Here is a 17,687-nt window from a genome sequence, read left to right on the forward strand (position 1 = left end):
GTTAATTCCCAAAGTTAACCAAAGGCTCTGAGCATTGCGAGGAGCCTTTTTTCGTCCCTAAAACAAGGCTAAATTATTTACTTAAGCTTTCAGCATCATAAAACATCGGTTTCAATGTGCCACAATTTATAAATTTATAATTGAGCTCACCAGCAGAGGGCACTTCAGTTGAGGTGCGAAACTTTTGTAAACAGGCACCACTTAAATCAACAAACATTATATGATGATAGCTTGGTGGCTGAGTTATTTGGTGAATATAAATACGCTCGTTATTTTTTAGCGTAACCATATCGTACTGTTGCCATTTTGAGGCTGGGCTTAAATCAGTTAGCTCACGAGTAAATAACTGCTCGCTAAGCTCTATTAATTTATCACTGTAAACTAAGCTACCTCCTTGTCTAAAATCTCCAAGATACACATCTGCGGTAATCGCGACTTCTTCGCCTCGCATTAAGCGTTGAATATTAAACGGCTTTGATTTTACGGTAACTAACTCAGCGTCACGTACTAAATCTAAAAATGGAATATCAGATACATCTACCTTGTACATAACATGTACATCATAAGGAAGCTCAAAGCTTGGAATGTTAATCGCGTATACACTTGAACCTTTATTAACCAACACCATGGCATGCTCTGCTTCATATTTGGGGTTTAATGGCGGAAGTTCTGGTGGCTCTTCGGCATTAGCAAGCGAGCTGGTACAAAATATAATGCTGATAAATAAATATACGAAGTAGGGTAGCCGCATAATAACCTCAATTAATTTATAGATATAAAGTGTAGTATACATTTATACATAATTATCTTTAGTTATATTTTAGTAAAGCTTAAACGTGATACACACTAAAGCTTTAGTGTGTATCAGTACATTTAGGGTTAGCTATTATCTAATTGCTTTTTTCACTTCGCGCCAGTCAATAATTTTAAAGTTTTGTGGTTGTAGGGGCATGCGATTGTAGCCATCTTGTACTATAAGCATGCCTTCAGGGTAACCTGGCAAAGCCGTTGCTGTAACGGTTAAACCGTCAGTTTCACCTACGCCATCAATGCCTTTATCTAGGTTTGCAATTACATTAAACTTACCTGCAAAGCTTAGACTAGGCTCTTTGTCATCTGAGATTTTATAAAGCACATAGCTATTATCGCCTTGGCTTGATACTACTAAATAGCGAGCATCATTAGCATGATAAATCTCCATACCTTCAACATCTGCCACCAGTTGCTCATTAACACTTTGTAGCTTTACTGCTTTGTTACCAGCGGTAGGCTCTGCACCGATATACCAAATGCCTGCATCTTCTTCACCTGCAAATAGTTGGCCTAGATTATCATCAGCGCTACAGCCTTCAGGTTGGCTTGGTAGAGTAAACTCTCTAACCAGTTCACCACTTAAATTACTTTGCTCACCGGTGAGTTTATACTGCTGAAATAAACCTGATTTATCATTAACAAACACGTAATGGCCAGACTCAGAGGAATACATACACATACCGTAAATCTCAGGTAGGTTAGTGGCTATTTCTGTCACATGGTTTACTTGGTTATCGCCATCTACAGTAAATACGCTAATGCTATTAAGAGTACGGTTACTGGCAGTGATCCACGTATGGGTCTGGTTGTTTATACCTTGATGTTGGCGCACATCAACATTATTTAAACGCCCAACATTAAGCGATTGTACTTTGCTGCCAGCAAGATCATAAACCATCAAGCCGCGGCGTTTATCTGTGCCTAAAATTAAGCTTTTTTTAGCGTCTTGCTCATTAATCCAAATAGCCGGATCATCTGCTGCATCACCAAACGCAGCAACCGGTGTAGTTTGTGCGCTGGCATGAAGGTGAGTCATCGCGACATTGTTTTGTGAAGTCGCTGTTTGCGCTGTGTAGTCAACGTTTGCTTGAATGTAAGCGCCTGTTTCATCATCAATTAATACCAGCTGGGCTTGACTGTCATTGATAAAGCTCGCTGCAACAGACTCTATTGTGTGCTCACCTGCCAGTGACCATTGGCTTAGCTTATCTGTTTGAGCTTGGTAAGCATAAACCTTATTACCATCAGTGGCACTCAGCCATAATGTACCGTCTTGTGATACCGATAGGGCCCCAATTTCACTGTTTAATTCGCCGTAGGGTTGTACTAAAGCCACAGGCTGCTTATTGGCATCAGATTCTGCATCCGCGTTAATGGCCCACACTCCGAGCTCTGCCTCACCCACATACAGGGTTTTTGTGTCGTCATTTACTGCACAACCTGAAGCCTCTGTGACTGCAGAGAACTCACGTACTGCGATATTTTTAGCTTGGTTAGTGGCTAAATCATAAATAACCGTTTCGCTGATCAAGCCGCGAACATCTGGCACAAATGCTGATACAGTTTTGTTATTGCTGTTTTTAAATAAACATACGGCATCGGGCTGGGCTTGAGGTGGACTAATACGAGTGAGTTCATTTAGCTGCCAAGTTTGGCCATTTTTTATAAGCTTAAAAATAACCACATTATCTTGGTTGTTATCTAGAGTTGCCAATAAAAATTGCTGCGCTGCTATTTTTTTCAGTGAAATTGACTCAAAGTTACCGGCGAGCAGCACACTGTCTTTCTCGTTATCGGCAAGTAATAAGCCTTGGCTTTCGCTCGCTATTAGCCATTGATTATTACCTAGCGATGCAGCTTGTGAGCCTTGCATGTTTTGTTGTGGGCCGAATAATTTGGTTTCAATGTCTGTTTTTTCAATATATGGTTTTGTAACTGCTGCATTATTTTGCGTATCGTTATTACGTGTACAGCCGCTTATAGTAGTCAATAGAAGTGCACTGCCAAGCACAGCTGAAATTGTATTTAGTTTAAAGTTCATTATTTTATCCTTTACTTATCTAGGTGCTTTTCAGTGCTAAAACGTACTTCACCAAGGTGGTTAATCGCGCTCATTGTTAGCGTTTCACCATTGATTGAGATACTTAAAAAACCCGGTGTTGCTTCTGCGTAGCGGGTAAATTCACGTTGTTTTACAAACCGTGCTTCACTGCCACCACCAGAGACAAAGTGAGCCACCTTGCTATTTTTTGGTTGATTGTATTGCAAGTCGTGCTCGTGCCCTGCGATATAAACGTGCACGTTATGGCGTTCTAAAATAGGTTCTAAAATGTCGCGAAGACCTTGGTTGCGACCAAAGCGTTTACCGCTAGAGTAGAGCGGGTGATGGCCAACAACAATTTTCCATTTTGCGTTACTGCCGGCAAGTTGGGTTTCAAGCCATGCCAATTGTGTTTGATAGTTTTGACTTTGGGTTGAGCGGTATTTTTCACGGGTTTTATATTCAGGTTGAATCGGGTTGGTATCTAAAAAAACCATTAACACTTGCTCGTTGTTTTCAAGTGCAAATGTTTTACTGTAGTACCTTGCTGGTAATTGCCAGCGCTGACTTTTTGCTGTGTAGTCAATTTGTGCTTGAGCATTACCAAGGTAATCGTGATTCCCCAAAACAACATACCAATCTTCAAATGTGTGAGGGCCGTGGTATATATTCTCAAAGGCTGATTGCCAAAGAGGATCGTTCACACTTGCCACACCATTTGGGTAAAAGTTGTCGCCGGTCGAGACAACAAAATCGGCATCGGTTTGGTACATGGCGATTTCTAGCTGATGAGCCACCTCTTTTTGATAAAAGTGGCCGTTGTGTCCCCAATCACCAATAACCATAAAGTTAAGGCTATTAGGTAACGTAGTTAACTTGGCTATTTTTTGTTGTTGATATAGCGCATCTTTATAAATAACGGGCTCACCAGCACTAAGCGCTGATGAGCACAGTAGCGCGGCCATTATGAAAGACAATTTAAACATGTTCTATCTCCAAAAAAGCACGCGATGGCTTGCCAATACGTGCTTAAAATGACAGTACGTGTGATTAGAATGCGTAACGTAGCATTACTTGAATCACTGGACCTGCTTCTTCAGACTCAAGCTCGTACTCATCAAAGTTACGATTATTTTGATCATCAAGAGAGTCAAACTTGTTGAAAACTTCATCTTTACTGGCATCAAGTAGGTTTGAACCAACTAGGCGAAGCGTTACATTTTCCCAGCGTTTTTCTACGAATAACTCTAAATCAGCACCATAAGAGGTTGTCACTTCTTCACCCACAAAGCGTCCGTATGCATCACCTTGGTTACGGTACGTTGCACCAAATGATGCGCCAAGTGTTGGTAAATCTTGGATAAAGCCTACGTTATAAACATAATCAGATTGGTCATTAAATTTACGCTTACCAAAGCTGTCTTCAACTTCACTGTCGAGCCAAGAGTAGTTTAAGAAGATACCAGTGTTAGGCATGTTCAAGGCGCTTAGTGGAGTTGATAAATCAAACTCAATACCTTGAACTGTGCCATCACCAGTATTTTGTGGTTGCAGTACAAATGTGCCTTCGCCTTGTGAGCCTTCAACACCGGTACTGGCAATTTCAATAAGGTCGCTAACGTCACGGTAAAATACGTTTACACCAACAACACCACTTTTACCTAAACGGTATTCGTAACCTAAATCGATACCCCAAGACGATTCTGGTTTAAGGCTTGGGTTACCTAAAAAGTCATTATCAGCGAGCTCTTTTTCAAGTAAGGCGGGTGTCATGTAGTCAAAGTCAGGGCGGCGTAAGCTGCGAGCAACAGAGGCGCTGACTCGTCCGTTATCACTGACGCTGTAACGAAAATGAGCCGACGGTAAGAAAAAGTCATAATCATTCTCGGCAGTTACGCCTTCATTGGTATCAGTAATACTTGAATCAGTTGACTCCCAGCGCACCCCCATCTCCCACGAGAACACATCCGCTTCATGCTTGATTAGCGCAAATAAATCAAAACGGTCTTCTTCTAGGGTATTAACGCCACCAGCCACTGGTTCAAAGGCGTTGTCAAAACCGGCAAGAGTCAGTGGATTCTTAGTAAATTGATCCCAATTGGTAAAGTCTTTTTCAAGCTCATCTTCAGCGACAAAAATAGCTGTATCGCGCTCTTTACCTTGTATAAAAGCACCAAATTGAATTTCTTTTGAATCACCTACTAGTAAGCTGTGCTGCCATTGTAATGACCATTCTTTATCATCGATATCAACGGTTTCTTCTGCTTCTTCAAATACCATTGGAAGTTCTGAGGTGTCAAGCTCAACTTCTTGTTCGTAAACAGACTCTTCAAAGCTGGCGTAACCCACTTTAAATTTACTGGTACCGCCGAGCAGAGGTAATTCATAGCCAGAATTAATGTTGTAGTTGGTTTGATTAATAAACGAAACGTTTGCGTTATCTGAGAGTAAATTACCCCCTTCAACAACAGAGCCTGACGTTGCCGTTGGGTTGTCGTATTCAAAAGAGCGTTCGTCTTCAGTACGGTCGGTATCAACCCACATAGCACTAATGTCAAACTTACCGCCATTATCAAATACCTTCTCAAAGCTGGCATTTAAAGAGGTATCATCGCCATCACGGGTATCAGATTGATCTTCACGGTTATCAAAATCGTCCGTTGCGTAATTCGGGTTATTTTCAGGGCTATCGCCATAACGTCTACTTGATTTTTGTTTTGGGTTATAACGACCTTGTAAATTAGCGCCTAACAGTAAACGCCCACCTGCAAACTCAGTGCCGTAAACGCCCGCAAGGCTCTCTTTTATTTCGCCATCATCATAACGTAAGCCACCTGCGCGAATATAACCGCCGTCTAAGCTATAGCCATCGCGTAGTACAATATTAAGCGTACCTGCTATGGCATCGGCAGAGCGGTTGGCACTAGATGAACGAATAATTTCTACACGCTCAATTAATTCTGCAGGAATACGGTCAACAAAGAATGAACGGTCAGCACCTGCGCCCGGAACTTCCTCGCCATTAATAAGTACTTTTGTGTAAGCAGGGCTTAAACCGCGCATACGTGCGCCGTCTGATTCCAGTACATCAGATAAAAAAGTAACACTAGGAACACGCTTTAATGCATCACCTGCGGTGAGTGGTTCAAAGCGCTGAAAGTATTCTTGTGAGTATTCAAGCGTGGGCGCTAGTTCTTGCGAGCGGTTGCGATAACCAATCTCGCCATATACCACAAGTTCTTCAGAAACCTTTACTTCGGGTTCTCTTGGTGATGTTTGTTCTTGTGCATTCACGCTAACACTAAATTGGCTCAGTGCTAACGCCGCCACAACAGCATTTAACTTAAATTGTTTCATTGATTTGCTCCGGTTGTCCTTGGTTTGGTGAGCAAACTAAAAAAAGTTAATGACGCTAATGTGACAGTTTTACCGTTAATTCCTGACAAAACGCCAACTTAGTGCTTTTTAAACAGACATTTGAGCTGTTTAAACACGGCTCCAGCGCACTAAAGATGGTTATTACTAGGTTAAATACCTATAAATTTTAATCTCAATGTCATATCAATGAGCCAATATGACCCTGACGAACACAGCATGACTAAGCTAGCATGCAGACCAACATAGACTAAAGAAGCCACCCTAATGCGATATAACCCATTTACCAACCATGCAAAATTAACCAACACCATCATTTTATTGTTAGTTATGGCTGTAGCAATATGTACTTATTTTGGCGAACTTAAGCAATGGCAAGACATTGCGTGGCTCGATATTGTCGGTGAGGGCGGGATTGTGTTGATGACTCTCAGCTGGATAGTTGCATTACTTATTTCACGTCCGCCAGGCAAAGTAACCACCTTATTGGTGCTAGGTTTGGGTTTGTTTATGTTCTCCGCCACGCTCGATTTACTCGATGAGTGGTTAAAACAACCACCACAATTATGGCTCACTTGGTTTGAATCACTGCCAGCGCCGTTTGGTATGTCGCTTACCAGTGTTGGGCTTTATTATTGGCATCAAGAACAATTTGTTTTAAATCGTCAATTGCGTCGTCGAGAAGCGCATCTGCGAGAGCATGAAAAAGTCTGTCCTGTAACAGGGTTATACCGAGTTAACTACTTACATTCACTGATGCAGCAACGCCAAACAGAGCAGCAATCCGCCACTTTAGGTGTTATTGATATTCGTGATTTTGCAAAGTTTAATGCGCAGTTTGGTTTTAGTGAAGGCGATAGGTTACTACGAGAAATTAGTGATTTATTAGTAATGAATTGCCGATTAAACGATGTGCTATGTCGCTATGCCGGTGATTGCTTTATTGTACTTATGCCGAATACCAGCCAAAGCCAAGCCAAAGAGCTATTAGCGCAAATGAAAGCGGCGCTTAATCACTGTGCGTTTAAAGTCGCAAAAAGCAAAGGTGCACAGTTTCAGCATATTTTAACCGCCACCATGGCAATGGATTTAGAGCAAGATCCAGTGCAGCAAACCAGCCAGCTACATCAACAATTACAACAACAAAAGGCGCTTGTAGGTGCAGCAGTATATTAGCTTAGACGATAAATACCTCAGCGCCGAGGGGATTATCACTGCGCTGGTGGAGCTTGCTCAAGGACGAGGGATCCCGTTGCATAAATTGCTGCGTGGTACGGGTATTTTTGAGCAAGATTTATATGACCTATCACAGCGTTTTAGTTTATCGCAGTTATTGGCTTTAATTAGCCAGTTTAAAACCTTAATGAAGAGTAACGACAGTGGTTTTTTACTGGGTCATCAATTGGTTAATGATGTTAGCCCTGCAGTGCAAAGTGTGCGTTTAAGCCCAAGTTTAGGTATGGCTTTGAAGCAATTACAACAAATTCGCACTGTTATTGCGCCTTTATTTTTTACCCGTAAGCATATATTTCAAGACGATTTTTATCTGTACTTGCAACCGAGTATCGGTATGGACGAGTCATTAAAAAATTATTGTTTTGAAATATATAGTGCCGCGTTAATTAGCTTACTTAAAAAAGTGAGTGATCACTACCCACAGTGTTATTTTGATTTTACCTGTAAGCGCCCGCGGCATATTCAAGAGTATGAGCAGCACATAGGCTTACGGGTTCGGTTTGAACAACCCTACACCCGTTGGCACTTTAATAAACAATTACTTAAGTGCTCAAACCCAGAGTCAAGCCCATTGCGGTGGCAGCAGTGCATAGCGCAAAGTCAATTGCCTAAAAATGTATCTTTGTCTTTTGTTGAGGCAGTTTGCCTATCCATTTACCACAATACAAACAATAATCTCGTTAGTACTGCAGAGCAATTTGCTATGAGCTCGGCGACTTTTAAGCGCAAACTGAAACAGCATGGTTTTAGCTATTCACAATTACAAGATGAACAAAATAAACTTAAAGCACTTTATTTACTGGGGGTGTGTCAGCAAGGCAATGAAGAAGTCGCGATGCGCTTAGCATTTTATGATATTCCTAATTTTCGCCGTGCATTTAAGCGTTGGACAGGTATTACGCCGAGTCAGTTAAAAGTATAATTAAAAACTGGCCGCTTGCTCAATAACAATGCCATGGCGCTTTGCTAGGCGCTGATGATCTCTGTCATAACCTCCGCCAATCACAGTGGCTACAGGGGTGTTATTTGCTAGGCAACGCTTAAGCACTAAGTGGTCGCGCTTTTCTATACCTTGCCAACTAATATCCAGTTTACCTAAGCCATCCTCTTGCCAAATATCAACGCCAGCATCATACAAAACCAGATCTGGGTTAAGCTCGTTTAATAAAAATTGTAGCGTATCGTCAACAATACCTAAGTATTCAGCGTCTTGCATATTATTGGCTAAACCAATATCTAAATCGCTAGGGGACTTTCTAAATGGGAAGTTTTTCTCACAGTGTATTGAACAGGTAAACGCATAAGGTTGATGAGCCAGCATGGCTGCGGTGCCATCACCTTGGTGAACATCTAAATCAAAAATCAGTACGTTGGTGACTTCACGATTTTGAATTAACGTTTGTGCGGTATAAGCTAAATCGTTCACCATGCAAAAACCCGAGCCAAAATCACTATGGGCATGGTGAGTGCCACCCGCTAAATGGCACGCAAGCCCATTTTTAAGTGCTAAACGCGCAGTTTGCAGTGTCCCTAATGGGGCGGTAAATGTGCGGTTCATTAGTGCTTGTGACCAAGGTAGGCCTATACGGCGCATGGCTTTTTCATCTAGGCGGTTATGCCATAAATCGTGAATGTAGTTTTCACAATGTACTATTTCTAACTCTTCAACACTACCATGTGGTGGCTCTATGATATTGCTGCCAGCAAGCCCAAGGGTTTTAACATGCTGGTGTAGCTGTGCAAATTTACTCATTACAAAGCGGTGTTTGGGATCAAAACTAAACGAGTAATTAGGATGATAAACTAAAGGTAGATTGGGATTTAAACTCATATCTGCGTCGTTTAATTATTTTTGATTATGGTAATCAACTTCACGCAGTGCGTCTATTTATGTTTGGTAAATAAGCGTTTCAAGCTCACGGTGTAATAATGTTTCATCAGCAAGGTTTAGTTCAACCAAGCGCTTTAAATGCGTAATGCTGTCTATATCAATGTTATGACATTTAAGACCAATATGATTTTCTTCGATATGACGAATAACCACCGGCATTTTTATTTCAATATCGCTTTGTGGCAAGGTAAAACGTAATATTGCTTCGTCATTTTTGTTGCCTGTAAAGGCATCGCTTTTAGTGATCAGTGCACCATGTAAAGAAATATCTAATAGGGTACATGCATACTGGGAGCTAGCCGTTTCCAATTGCGCTGCTGTAGAGAACATAATACGAGAAAATTGCCGACGGTTTTGCATAATAATCTTATAAAGTTGTTATTTATAATAAGCATAGCTGGTAATGCTCAACACGCCAATTTGCTCAAAGATAAAAATAGCTCGCATAAAAAAGCCCCGCATAAAATGCAGGGCTTTTAACTTATTCACTGTGGCTGTTAGCCAATTTTTTTGTACTTAATACGCTTAGGCTGTGCAGCTTCTGCGCCAAGGGTCTTTTTAAGCCACTCTTCGTACTCAGTGTAGTTACCATCAAAGAAGTTAATTTGGCCTTCGTCACGGTAATCTAAAATGTGTGTAGCAATACGGTCAAGGAACCAACGGTCATGCGAGATACACATGACACAACCAGGGAATTCTAAAATAGCATTCTCAAGGGCACGTAATGTTTCAACGTCCAAGTCATTGGTTGGCTCATCCAGTAGTACTACGTTGCCGCCTGCTTTTAACAGCTTAGCTAGGTGTAAACGGTTGCGCTCTCCACCTGAAAGGTCTTTAACAAACTTTTGTTGATCGTTACCTTTAAAGTTAAAACGGCTAACATAAGCACGGCTTGGGAACTCAAAGTTACCAATTTTTAGTACATCTTGGCCATCAGAGATTTCTTGGAATACCGTTTTGCTTTCGTCCATGTTGCCACGGAACTGATCAACAGTTGCCAGTTCTACTGTTTCACCAATGCTGATATTACCGCTATCTGGCTGCTCTTCACCGCTTAGCATTTTGAATAGCGTTGATTTACCTGCACCATTGGCACCAATAATACCCACAATAGCGCCTTTAGGCATGGTAAAGCTTAAATCGTCTATTAATACGCGGTCGCCAAAGCTTTTACGTAAGTTGTTTACTTCTAATACTTGGTCACCTAAACGTGGGCCAGGTGGAATAAACAATTCGTTGGTTTCGTTACGTTTTTGGTAATCAGACTGTTGTAGCTCGCTAAACTGTGCCATACGTGCTTTTGACTTAGCTTGACGACCTTTAGGGTTTGAACGCACCCACTCAAGTTCTTGTGCAATTGATTTTTGACGTGCTTTTTCAGATTTTTGCTCTTGTTGTAAGCGGGCATCTTTTTGCTCAAGCCAAGAAGAGTAGTTACCTTCCCACGGAATACCTTCACCACGGTCAAGCTCTAAAATCCAGCCAGCAACATTATCAAGGAAGTAACGGTCATGCGTTACTGCCACAACGGTGCCTTCGTAGTCATGTAAAAAGCGCTCTAACCAGGCAACCGACTCAGCATCTAAGTGGTTAGTTGGCTCATCGAGAATAAGCATATCTGGTTTTTCAAGTAATAAACGACAAATAGCAACACGGCGGCGCTCACCACCCGATAGGTGCTTAATTTTAGCATCCCACTCAGGTAAACGCAGAGCATCGGCAGCACGCTCTAATACGTTATCGATATTATGACCATCATGCGCTTGAATAATCGCTTCTAATTCACCTTGCTCTTTTGCCAGTGCGTCAAAGTCAGCGCCTTCCATTGCGTATTCGTTATACACTTCGTCAAGGCGGTTAAGGGCATGTTTTACTTCACCCACAGCTTCTTCAACAATTTCACGAACTGTTTTGCTTTCGTCCAAAACAGGCTCTTGCGGCAAGTAACCAATTTTAGTGCCTGGTTGAGGGCGAGCTTCACCTTCAAAATCTTCATCAACACCTGCCATAATGCGTAGTAATGATGATTTACCAGAACCATTTAGACCTAGCACACCAATTTTTGCACCAGGGAAAAAATGCAACGAAATATCTTTTAAGATAGTGCGTTTTGGTGGCACAACCTTAGATACTCGACTCATCGAGAATATAAACTTATCAGGTAAAACCATGGAAGAAGCCTTCAATAATAATAAAAATTTCAATGCTGTATTGTAGTGGCTCACAGGTGAAACAGTCAACGAATGGGGCTGTTTTAAAGTACATATTCAATTTGTACAAACCGCGTGAATAAACTTCATTTAGACATCTATACATCTAGAGGTTGATATTTTTGACATTCTGTTCATAATGAGAGCGTATTAATTCTCGGTTTTTATGAGCAGGAGCTTTAAGAATGCCAATTACAGTAGAAGACGAATTGCCAGCTATTGCACGTTTACGTCATGAAAACGTGTTTGTAATGCCAAAAACGCGTGCAAAAACGCAAGAAATACGCCCTATGCGTTTGGCTATTCTTAATCTTATGCCTAATAAAGTAGAAACCGAAGTACAGTTTATTCGCTTGTTGGCTAATTCTCCGCTGCAAGTAAATGTAGAGCTACTGCGCCTTGACACGCATCGTAGCAGTAGTAACTCAGAGCAACACTTAGATACCTTTTATCGTTACTTTTCAGAAGTGAAAAATAATAATTACGATGCACTATTAATTACCGGTGCGCCGCTCGCGCATTTAGAGTATGAAGAAGTGGCGTATTGGGATGAGCTCAAAGTGATTATTGATTGGGCCGAGCAGCATGTAACCTCTACCTTGTTTTCGTGCTGGGCTGCCCACGCGGCTTTATATCACCGTTATAATTTAAAGCGCGATTTAAAAGACAACAAACTCTGCGGGGTGTTTACCCATCAATGCTACTTTGCCCATGGTGCACTTACCCGCGGCTTTGACGATACCTTTTTAGTGCCGCACTCACGTTATGGCCACATAGATATAGATAAAATAAACGCTTGTGAAGAGCTGGTGGTATTAGCGGGCTCTGAACGAGTCGGGGCTTATTTACTTAAAAATAAATCGGGCAGCCAAGTGTTTATTACCGGCCACCCAGAATACGATGCCGACAGTTTAAAAGCCGAATATGAGCGCGATTTACAAAAAAGTCCCGATGCGCCAAAGCCCGAAAACTATTTTCCTGATGACGATACCAGCAAGCAACCGTCTAAAACATGGCAAAGTCACGCGTTTTTACTGTTTTCAAACTGGTTAAATTATTACGTTTACCAAACCACACCCTATGATATTAACTTAGTTAGCCAAGACGTAAGGACTAACAACTATGCCGAATAATCCTCAAAACAATAAGCATCAAGAGCTGAGCGCTGCGCTCAAACAGCGCATTTTAATTTTAGATGGTGCAATGGGAACTATGATCCAAGCGCATAAGCTTGAAGAGCAAGACTACCGTGGTGAACGTTTTAAAGATTGGCACGTGCTTATTAAAGGCAACAACGATTTATTAAGCCTAACCAAGCCTGAAATTATTACTGATATACACCGCAGCTTTTTAGCCGCCGGAGCCGATATTATCGAAACTAACACCTTTAACTCGACCACCATTTCGATGGAAGATTACGACATGGCGAGTATAAGCCGTGAAGTTAATTTAGAGTCAGCTAAGTTAGCCCGCGCTGTATGTGACGAATTTAGCGCTAAAACCCCAGAAAAACCGCGCTATGTAGCAGGTGTTTTAGGGCCAACGTCTAAAACGTGTTCGTTATCGCCGGATGTAAACGACCCCGGCTATCGTAATATCACCTTTGATAAGTTAGTGACTGCGTATGTTGAGTCGACCCTTGCGCTTATGGAGGGCGGTGTAGATATAATTTTAATCGAAACCATATTCGACACGCTTAATGCAAAAGCGGCATCGTTCGCGGTAGAAGAAGCGTTTGAACAAGCAGGGCGCACATTGCCAGTGATGATTTCAGGCACTATTACCGATGCCTCAGGCCGTACGCTTTCAGGGCAAACCACCGAAGCATTTTATAATTCTATTCGCCATATTAAGCCGCTTTCAATTGGCTTAAATTGCGCCCTTGGGCCAGATTTACTGCGCCAATACGTTGAAGAGCTATCACGTGTGTGCGAAACCTTTGTCTCTGTTCATCCTAACGCGGGCTTACCCAATGAGTTTGGAGAATACGACTTAGAAGCAGACGACATGGCAAAAGAGATCATAGATTGGGGTAAATCGGGCTTTATTAATATTGTTGGCGGTTGCTGCGGCACTACGCCTGCGCACATTCGTGCCTTTGCCAAAGGGCTTGAAGGCACAGCACCACGAAAATTACCTGAGCTTGAAGTGCGTATGCGTTTATCAGGCCTAGAAGCCTGTAACTTAAATTAAGGAGCCGCCAATGACCCAACAAATTGCAGTATTTACCAATGTCGGCGAGCGTACTAACGTAACTGGCTCGGCCATGTTTAAACGTTTGATCATGGAAGAAGACTACGAAACAGCCCTTAATGTAGCTCGCGAACAAGTAGAAAATGGCGCCCAAGTTATTGATATCAACATGGACGAAGCCATGCTGGACTCAAAAGCGGCCATGGTGAAGTTTTTAAACTTAATTGCCTCAGAGCCTGATATTTCTAAAGTACCTATTATGGTCGACTCCTCTAAATGGGAAGTAATAGAGGCAGGCTTAAAGTGTATTCAAGGCAAGGCCATTGTTAACTCCATTTCACTCAAAGAGGGTGAAGAGCCGTTTATTCGCCAAGCTAAAATTATAAAACGCTTTGGTGCCGCCGCTGTTGTAATGGCATTTGATACTGACGGCCAAGCCGATACTGCCGATCGTAAGTTTGAAATTTGTGAGCGCAGTTACCGTATTTTGGTTGATGAAATTGGCTTCCCGCCAGAAGATATTATATTCGACCCCAACATATTTGCCGTTGCCACCGGTATAGAAGAGCACGATAACTACGCCGTAGAATTTATTGAAGGCACTCGCCGTATTAAGCAAAACTTACCGCACTGTAAAGTGTCGGGTGGGGTATCAAACGTATCGTTCTCGTTTAGAGGTAATAACCCAGTACGTGAAGCGATTCACTCGGTGTTTTTATACCATGCTATAAAAGCGGGTATGGATATGGGCATAGTAAACGCAGGGCAACTTGCGGTTTACGACGACATCCCCGAAGAACTTCGTAAAGCTGTAGAAGATGTAATTCTTAACACCGACCCCGGCGCGGGCGAGCGCCTTGTTGAACTTGCGCCTAAATATTCAGGCATGGCACAAGCCGAGCGGGTAGAAGATTTAGAATGGCGCACATGGCCGGTTGAAAAGCGCCTAGAACACGCCCTTGTAAAAGGCATTACCACCTTTATAGATGAAGACACCGAAGAGTGCCGTGCTGGCGCCGATAAACCTATTCACGTCATTGAAGGGCCACTCATGGATGGCATGAACGTGGTTGGGGATTTATTTGGTGCCGGTAAAATGTTTTTACCCCAAGTGGTTAAATCGGCTCGTGTGATGAAGCGAGCCGTGGCCTACCTTGACCCATTCATTGAAGCCGAAAAAGAGGAAGGCGCCACCAACGGTAAAATTGTTATGGCTACCGTAAAAGGTGACGTGCATGACATAGGTAAAAACATTGTTGGCGTAGTACTACAATGTAATAACTACGAAGTAATCGACCTTGGCGTAATGGTGCCAGCAGATAAAATACTGCAAACCGCGATTGACGAAAAAGCCGATATTATAGGCCTTTCGGGCTTAATTACCCCATCGCTTGATGAAATGGTACATGTTGCCAAAGAAATGAAACGTCGTGGCTTTGAGCTGCCGCTCATGATTGGTGGGGCAACCACCTCAAAAGCGCATACCGCAGTGAAAATAGAGCCGCAGTACGACAAAGGCGTAGTGTATGTAAATAACGCCAGCCGCGCCGTGGGTGTGGTGTCTAATTTATTATCAAAAGAGCATAAAGCAGAATTTTTAGCTAAAACCACTGCCGAGTACGACAAAGTACGCGAACAACAAGCACGCAAAAAGCCGCGCTCAAAACCAGTTACCATACAGCGCGCCCGCGATAATGCAGCCAAGCTCGATTGGGATAACTACACACCACCCGTGCCTAAAAAGTTGGGCGTGACTGAGTTTAAAAATGTATCAATCGCGACTTTACGTAAATACATAGACTGGACGCCGTACTTTATGACCTGGTCAATCGCCGGTAAATATCCGCGCATATTGACCGACGAAGTAGTGGGCGAACAAGCACAAAGCTTGTTTAAAGATGCCAACGATATGCTCGATGAGCTTGAAAAATCAGGCACTTTGCAACCATTAGGTGTTATTGGTTTATTCCCAGCAAACCGTGTGGGCGATGATATAGAAATTTACACCGACGAAACGCGAAAAGAGCTATTAACTACCTCATGTCATTTACGGCAGCAAACCGAAAAAACCGACTTTGCTAACTACTGCCTAGCCGATTACATTGCGCCAAAAGGCACACCCGATTACTTTGGTGCGTTTGCGGTAACAGGCGGTTTAGAAGAGGACGACCTCGCCAATGCGTTCGATGCCAAGCAAGACGACTACAATAAAATAATGGTAAAAGCGGTTGCTGATAGGCTCGCCGAGGCCTTTGCTGAATACTTGCACGAACAAGTGCGTAAAGAGTATTGGGGTTATGCACCGGATGAAAACCTGGGTAACGATGAGCTAATCCGCGAAAACTACCAAGGTATTCGCCCAGCACCGGGTTACCCAGCGTGCCCAGAGCACACCGAGAAAAAGAAAATTTGGCAGTTGCTCGATACCGAAAAACGTATTGGTATGCAGCTCACCAGCTCGTACGCCATGTGGCCAGGTGCTGCGGTTTCGGGTTGGTACTTTTCACACCCACAAGCGAAATACTACGCCGTAGCGGCAGTACAACGTGACCAAGTGGAAGACTACGCCAAGCGAACCAATATGACGCTCGCAGAGGCTGAAAGGTGGTTATCGCCTAATTTGGGTTATGAGCCGGAGTAAAAGATCAGCGGTCAAAAGTTGAAGCGGTCAGTTTTTAGCTGTCAGCTATCAGTTAAAACAAAAACGAGCCAAGGTAGGCTCGTTTTTTATTTTAAGAACTAGGTTGTTTACAAAGAGTTTATTTAGTGGAATTATTAATCAATATATAAATTCCCGTTTTAGGGGGCACTAACTAAGATAATGGGTAATGTTAAGCAATTAGCTTTTTTAAAAGGATTTACATGAATAAAAAAACTTCAAACTTAGTCATTATATTTTTATCTGCATTCATTACATCGTTTGTTAGCCGCTATTTAACTGATTCAATAATAAACCTAAAAGATCTACCTTTTTATATGGAGTTTTTACTTTTCCTAGCTATTTATTTGGTAATTTATTTCCCACTAAATTGTGTATTCGAAAAATTCGTTGTTAAGTCAACATCTGATAGTTAGCAAAACAGTAAGGCAGAATGAGTCAGAGGGTTCGCTATACAAGGCTTTACAGGTATCTTTGCTTATTGTTTTGTCGCATATCTGTGTAGTAATCGGCTTGCTCTTAACCACTTTTAAACAAGGCAATTTTATGAAAACGATTGGCATGCTCGGAGGTATGAGTTGGGAGTCAACAGCCAGTTATTACAAAGCTTTAAACGAAGGCGTTAAAAACTCATTGGGTGGACTACATAGTGCCAAAATTTGTATGGTGAGCGTCGATTTTGCGGAAATTGAAGCTCTACAGCATCAAGGTGATTGGCAACAAACAGCTAAGTTACTCACCAAGGCTGCTAAATCTGTAGAGGTTGGTGGTGCCGACTTTTTACTTATTTGTACCAACACTATGCATAAAGTGGCCGATGAGATTGCCAGTAATATTACCATTCCTATTTTGCATATTGCCGATGCCACCGCTGAGCAACTAAAGCACGATAACATTACGCGAGTAGGGTTGTTGGGAACGCAATTTACAATGGAGCAAAACTTTTACAAAGAGCGTTTAACTAATAAGCATAACATTGAGGTATTAATACCTGAGCCTAATGAGCGAAAGCGAGTGCACGAGGTTATTTATTCGCAGTTATGCCAAGGGATTATTGATGACGATTCGCGAACTGATTATGTGCGTATTATAGAGCGCTTATTTGCACAAGGCGCACAGGCTATTATTTTAGGCTGTACTGAAATCGCCTTGTTGGTAAAGTCACAACATACGCAGGTTCCGCTTTACGATACCACCAAAATACATGCCGAGGCAGCAGTGAAGTTAGCACTGGCAAAATAGTTAAGCTTGAGATAATAAAAAACCGCC

13 protein-coding genes are annotated in these 17,687 nt (G+C 42.3%); 6 read left to right on the forward strand and 7 right to left on the reverse strand.

Features of this window, described 5'->3' with window-relative positions; genetic code table 11:
- Positions 1-73: 73 nt before the first annotated feature.
- From KK487_RS04260 to KK487_RS04275, 4 genes are all read right to left on the reverse strand, one after another.
- Positions 74-751 (reverse strand): hypothetical protein, encoded by a 678-nt coding sequence (locus KK487_RS04260; protein ID WP_013464357.1) that lies wholly within the window; start codon positions 749-751, stop codon positions 74-76.
- A gap of 135 nt (positions 752-886) precedes the next feature.
- On the reverse strand, positions 887-2,854 hold the full coding sequence (locus tag KK487_RS04265; protein WP_013464358.1) for a phytase: 1,968 nt from the start codon (positions 2,852-2,854) through the stop codon (positions 887-889).
- An 11-nt stretch (positions 2,855-2,865) separates the two neighbouring features.
- Positions 2,866-3,840 carry a metallophosphoesterase gene (locus tag KK487_RS04270; protein ID WP_013464359.1) on the reverse strand — a complete coding sequence of 325 codons (975 nt, stop codon included), beginning with the start codon at positions 3,838-3,840 and terminating at the stop codon, positions 2,866-2,868.
- A gap of 64 nt (positions 3,841-3,904) precedes the next feature.
- Positions 3,905-6,211, reverse strand: a complete 2,307-nt coding sequence (locus tag KK487_RS04275) for a TonB-dependent receptor plug domain-containing protein (RefSeq protein ID WP_013464360.1) — start codon at positions 6,209-6,211, stop codon at positions 3,905-3,907.
- 285 nt (positions 6,212-6,496) lie between these two features.
- On the opposite strand from KK487_RS04275, the gene KK487_RS04280 reads away from it, so the two are divergent.
- Positions 6,497-7,405 (forward strand): GGDEF domain-containing protein, encoded by a 909-nt coding sequence (locus KK487_RS04280; protein ID WP_013464361.1) that lies wholly within the window; start codon positions 6,497-6,499, stop codon positions 7,403-7,405.
- On the forward strand, positions 7,389-8,387 hold the full coding sequence (locus KK487_RS04285; RefSeq protein WP_013464362.1) for a helix-turn-helix domain-containing protein: 999 nt from the start codon (positions 7,389-7,391) through the stop codon (positions 8,385-8,387). Before KK487_RS04280 ends, KK487_RS04285 begins: the two co-directional genes overlap by 17 nt.
- On the opposite strand, the gene KK487_RS04290 is transcribed toward KK487_RS04285, so the two are convergent.
- The 3 genes from KK487_RS04290 to ettA form a co-directional block, all read right to left on the reverse strand.
- On the reverse strand, positions 8,388-9,296 hold the full coding sequence (locus KK487_RS04290) for a histone deacetylase family protein (protein ID WP_013464363.1): 909 nt from the start codon (positions 9,294-9,296) through the stop codon (positions 8,388-8,390).
- Positions 9,297-9,353: 57 nt separating this feature from the next.
- Positions 9,354-9,716, reverse strand: coding sequence for a PilZ domain-containing protein (locus KK487_RS04295; protein WP_013464365.1), 363 nt, complete (start codon positions 9,714-9,716; stop codon positions 9,354-9,356).
- A 137-nt stretch (positions 9,717-9,853) separates the two neighbouring features.
- A complete protein-coding gene (gene ettA, locus KK487_RS04300; RefSeq protein WP_013464366.1) occupies positions 9,854-11,527 on the reverse strand; it encodes an energy-dependent translational throttle protein EttA in 1,674 nt (557 codons plus the stop codon).
- A 224-nt stretch (positions 11,528-11,751) separates the two neighbouring features.
- On the opposite strand from ettA, the gene KK487_RS04305 reads away from it, so the two are divergent.
- From KK487_RS04305 to KK487_RS04320, 4 genes are all read left to right on the forward strand, one after another.
- Positions 11,752-12,699 carry a homoserine O-succinyltransferase gene (locus KK487_RS04305; RefSeq protein ID WP_215521991.1) on the forward strand — a complete coding sequence of 316 codons (948 nt, stop codon included), beginning with the start codon at positions 11,752-11,754 and terminating at the stop codon, positions 12,697-12,699.
- Complete coding sequence (locus KK487_RS04310; protein ID WP_008465493.1) at positions 12,689-13,759, forward strand: homocysteine S-methyltransferase family protein; 1,071 nt, start codon at positions 12,689-12,691, stop codon at positions 13,757-13,759. Before KK487_RS04305 ends, KK487_RS04310 begins: the two co-directional genes overlap by 11 nt.
- A gap of 10 nt (positions 13,760-13,769) precedes the next feature.
- Positions 13,770-16,400, forward strand: a complete 2,631-nt coding sequence (gene metH, locus KK487_RS04315) for a methionine synthase (RefSeq protein WP_128583250.1) — start codon at positions 13,770-13,772, stop codon at positions 16,398-16,400.
- A 564-nt stretch (positions 16,401-16,964) separates the two neighbouring features.
- Positions 16,965-17,660 carry an aspartate/glutamate racemase family protein gene (locus KK487_RS04320; RefSeq protein ID WP_128583249.1) on the forward strand — a complete coding sequence of 232 codons (696 nt, stop codon included), beginning with the start codon at positions 16,965-16,967 and terminating at the stop codon, positions 17,658-17,660.
- Positions 17,661-17,687: the final 27 nt, after the last annotated feature.

Source organism: Pseudoalteromonas sp. SiA1 (assembly GCF_018732205.1).
GTDB classification, from domain to species: Bacteria; Pseudomonadota; Gammaproteobacteria; order Enterobacterales; family Alteromonadaceae; genus Pseudoalteromonas; species Pseudoalteromonas tetraodonis.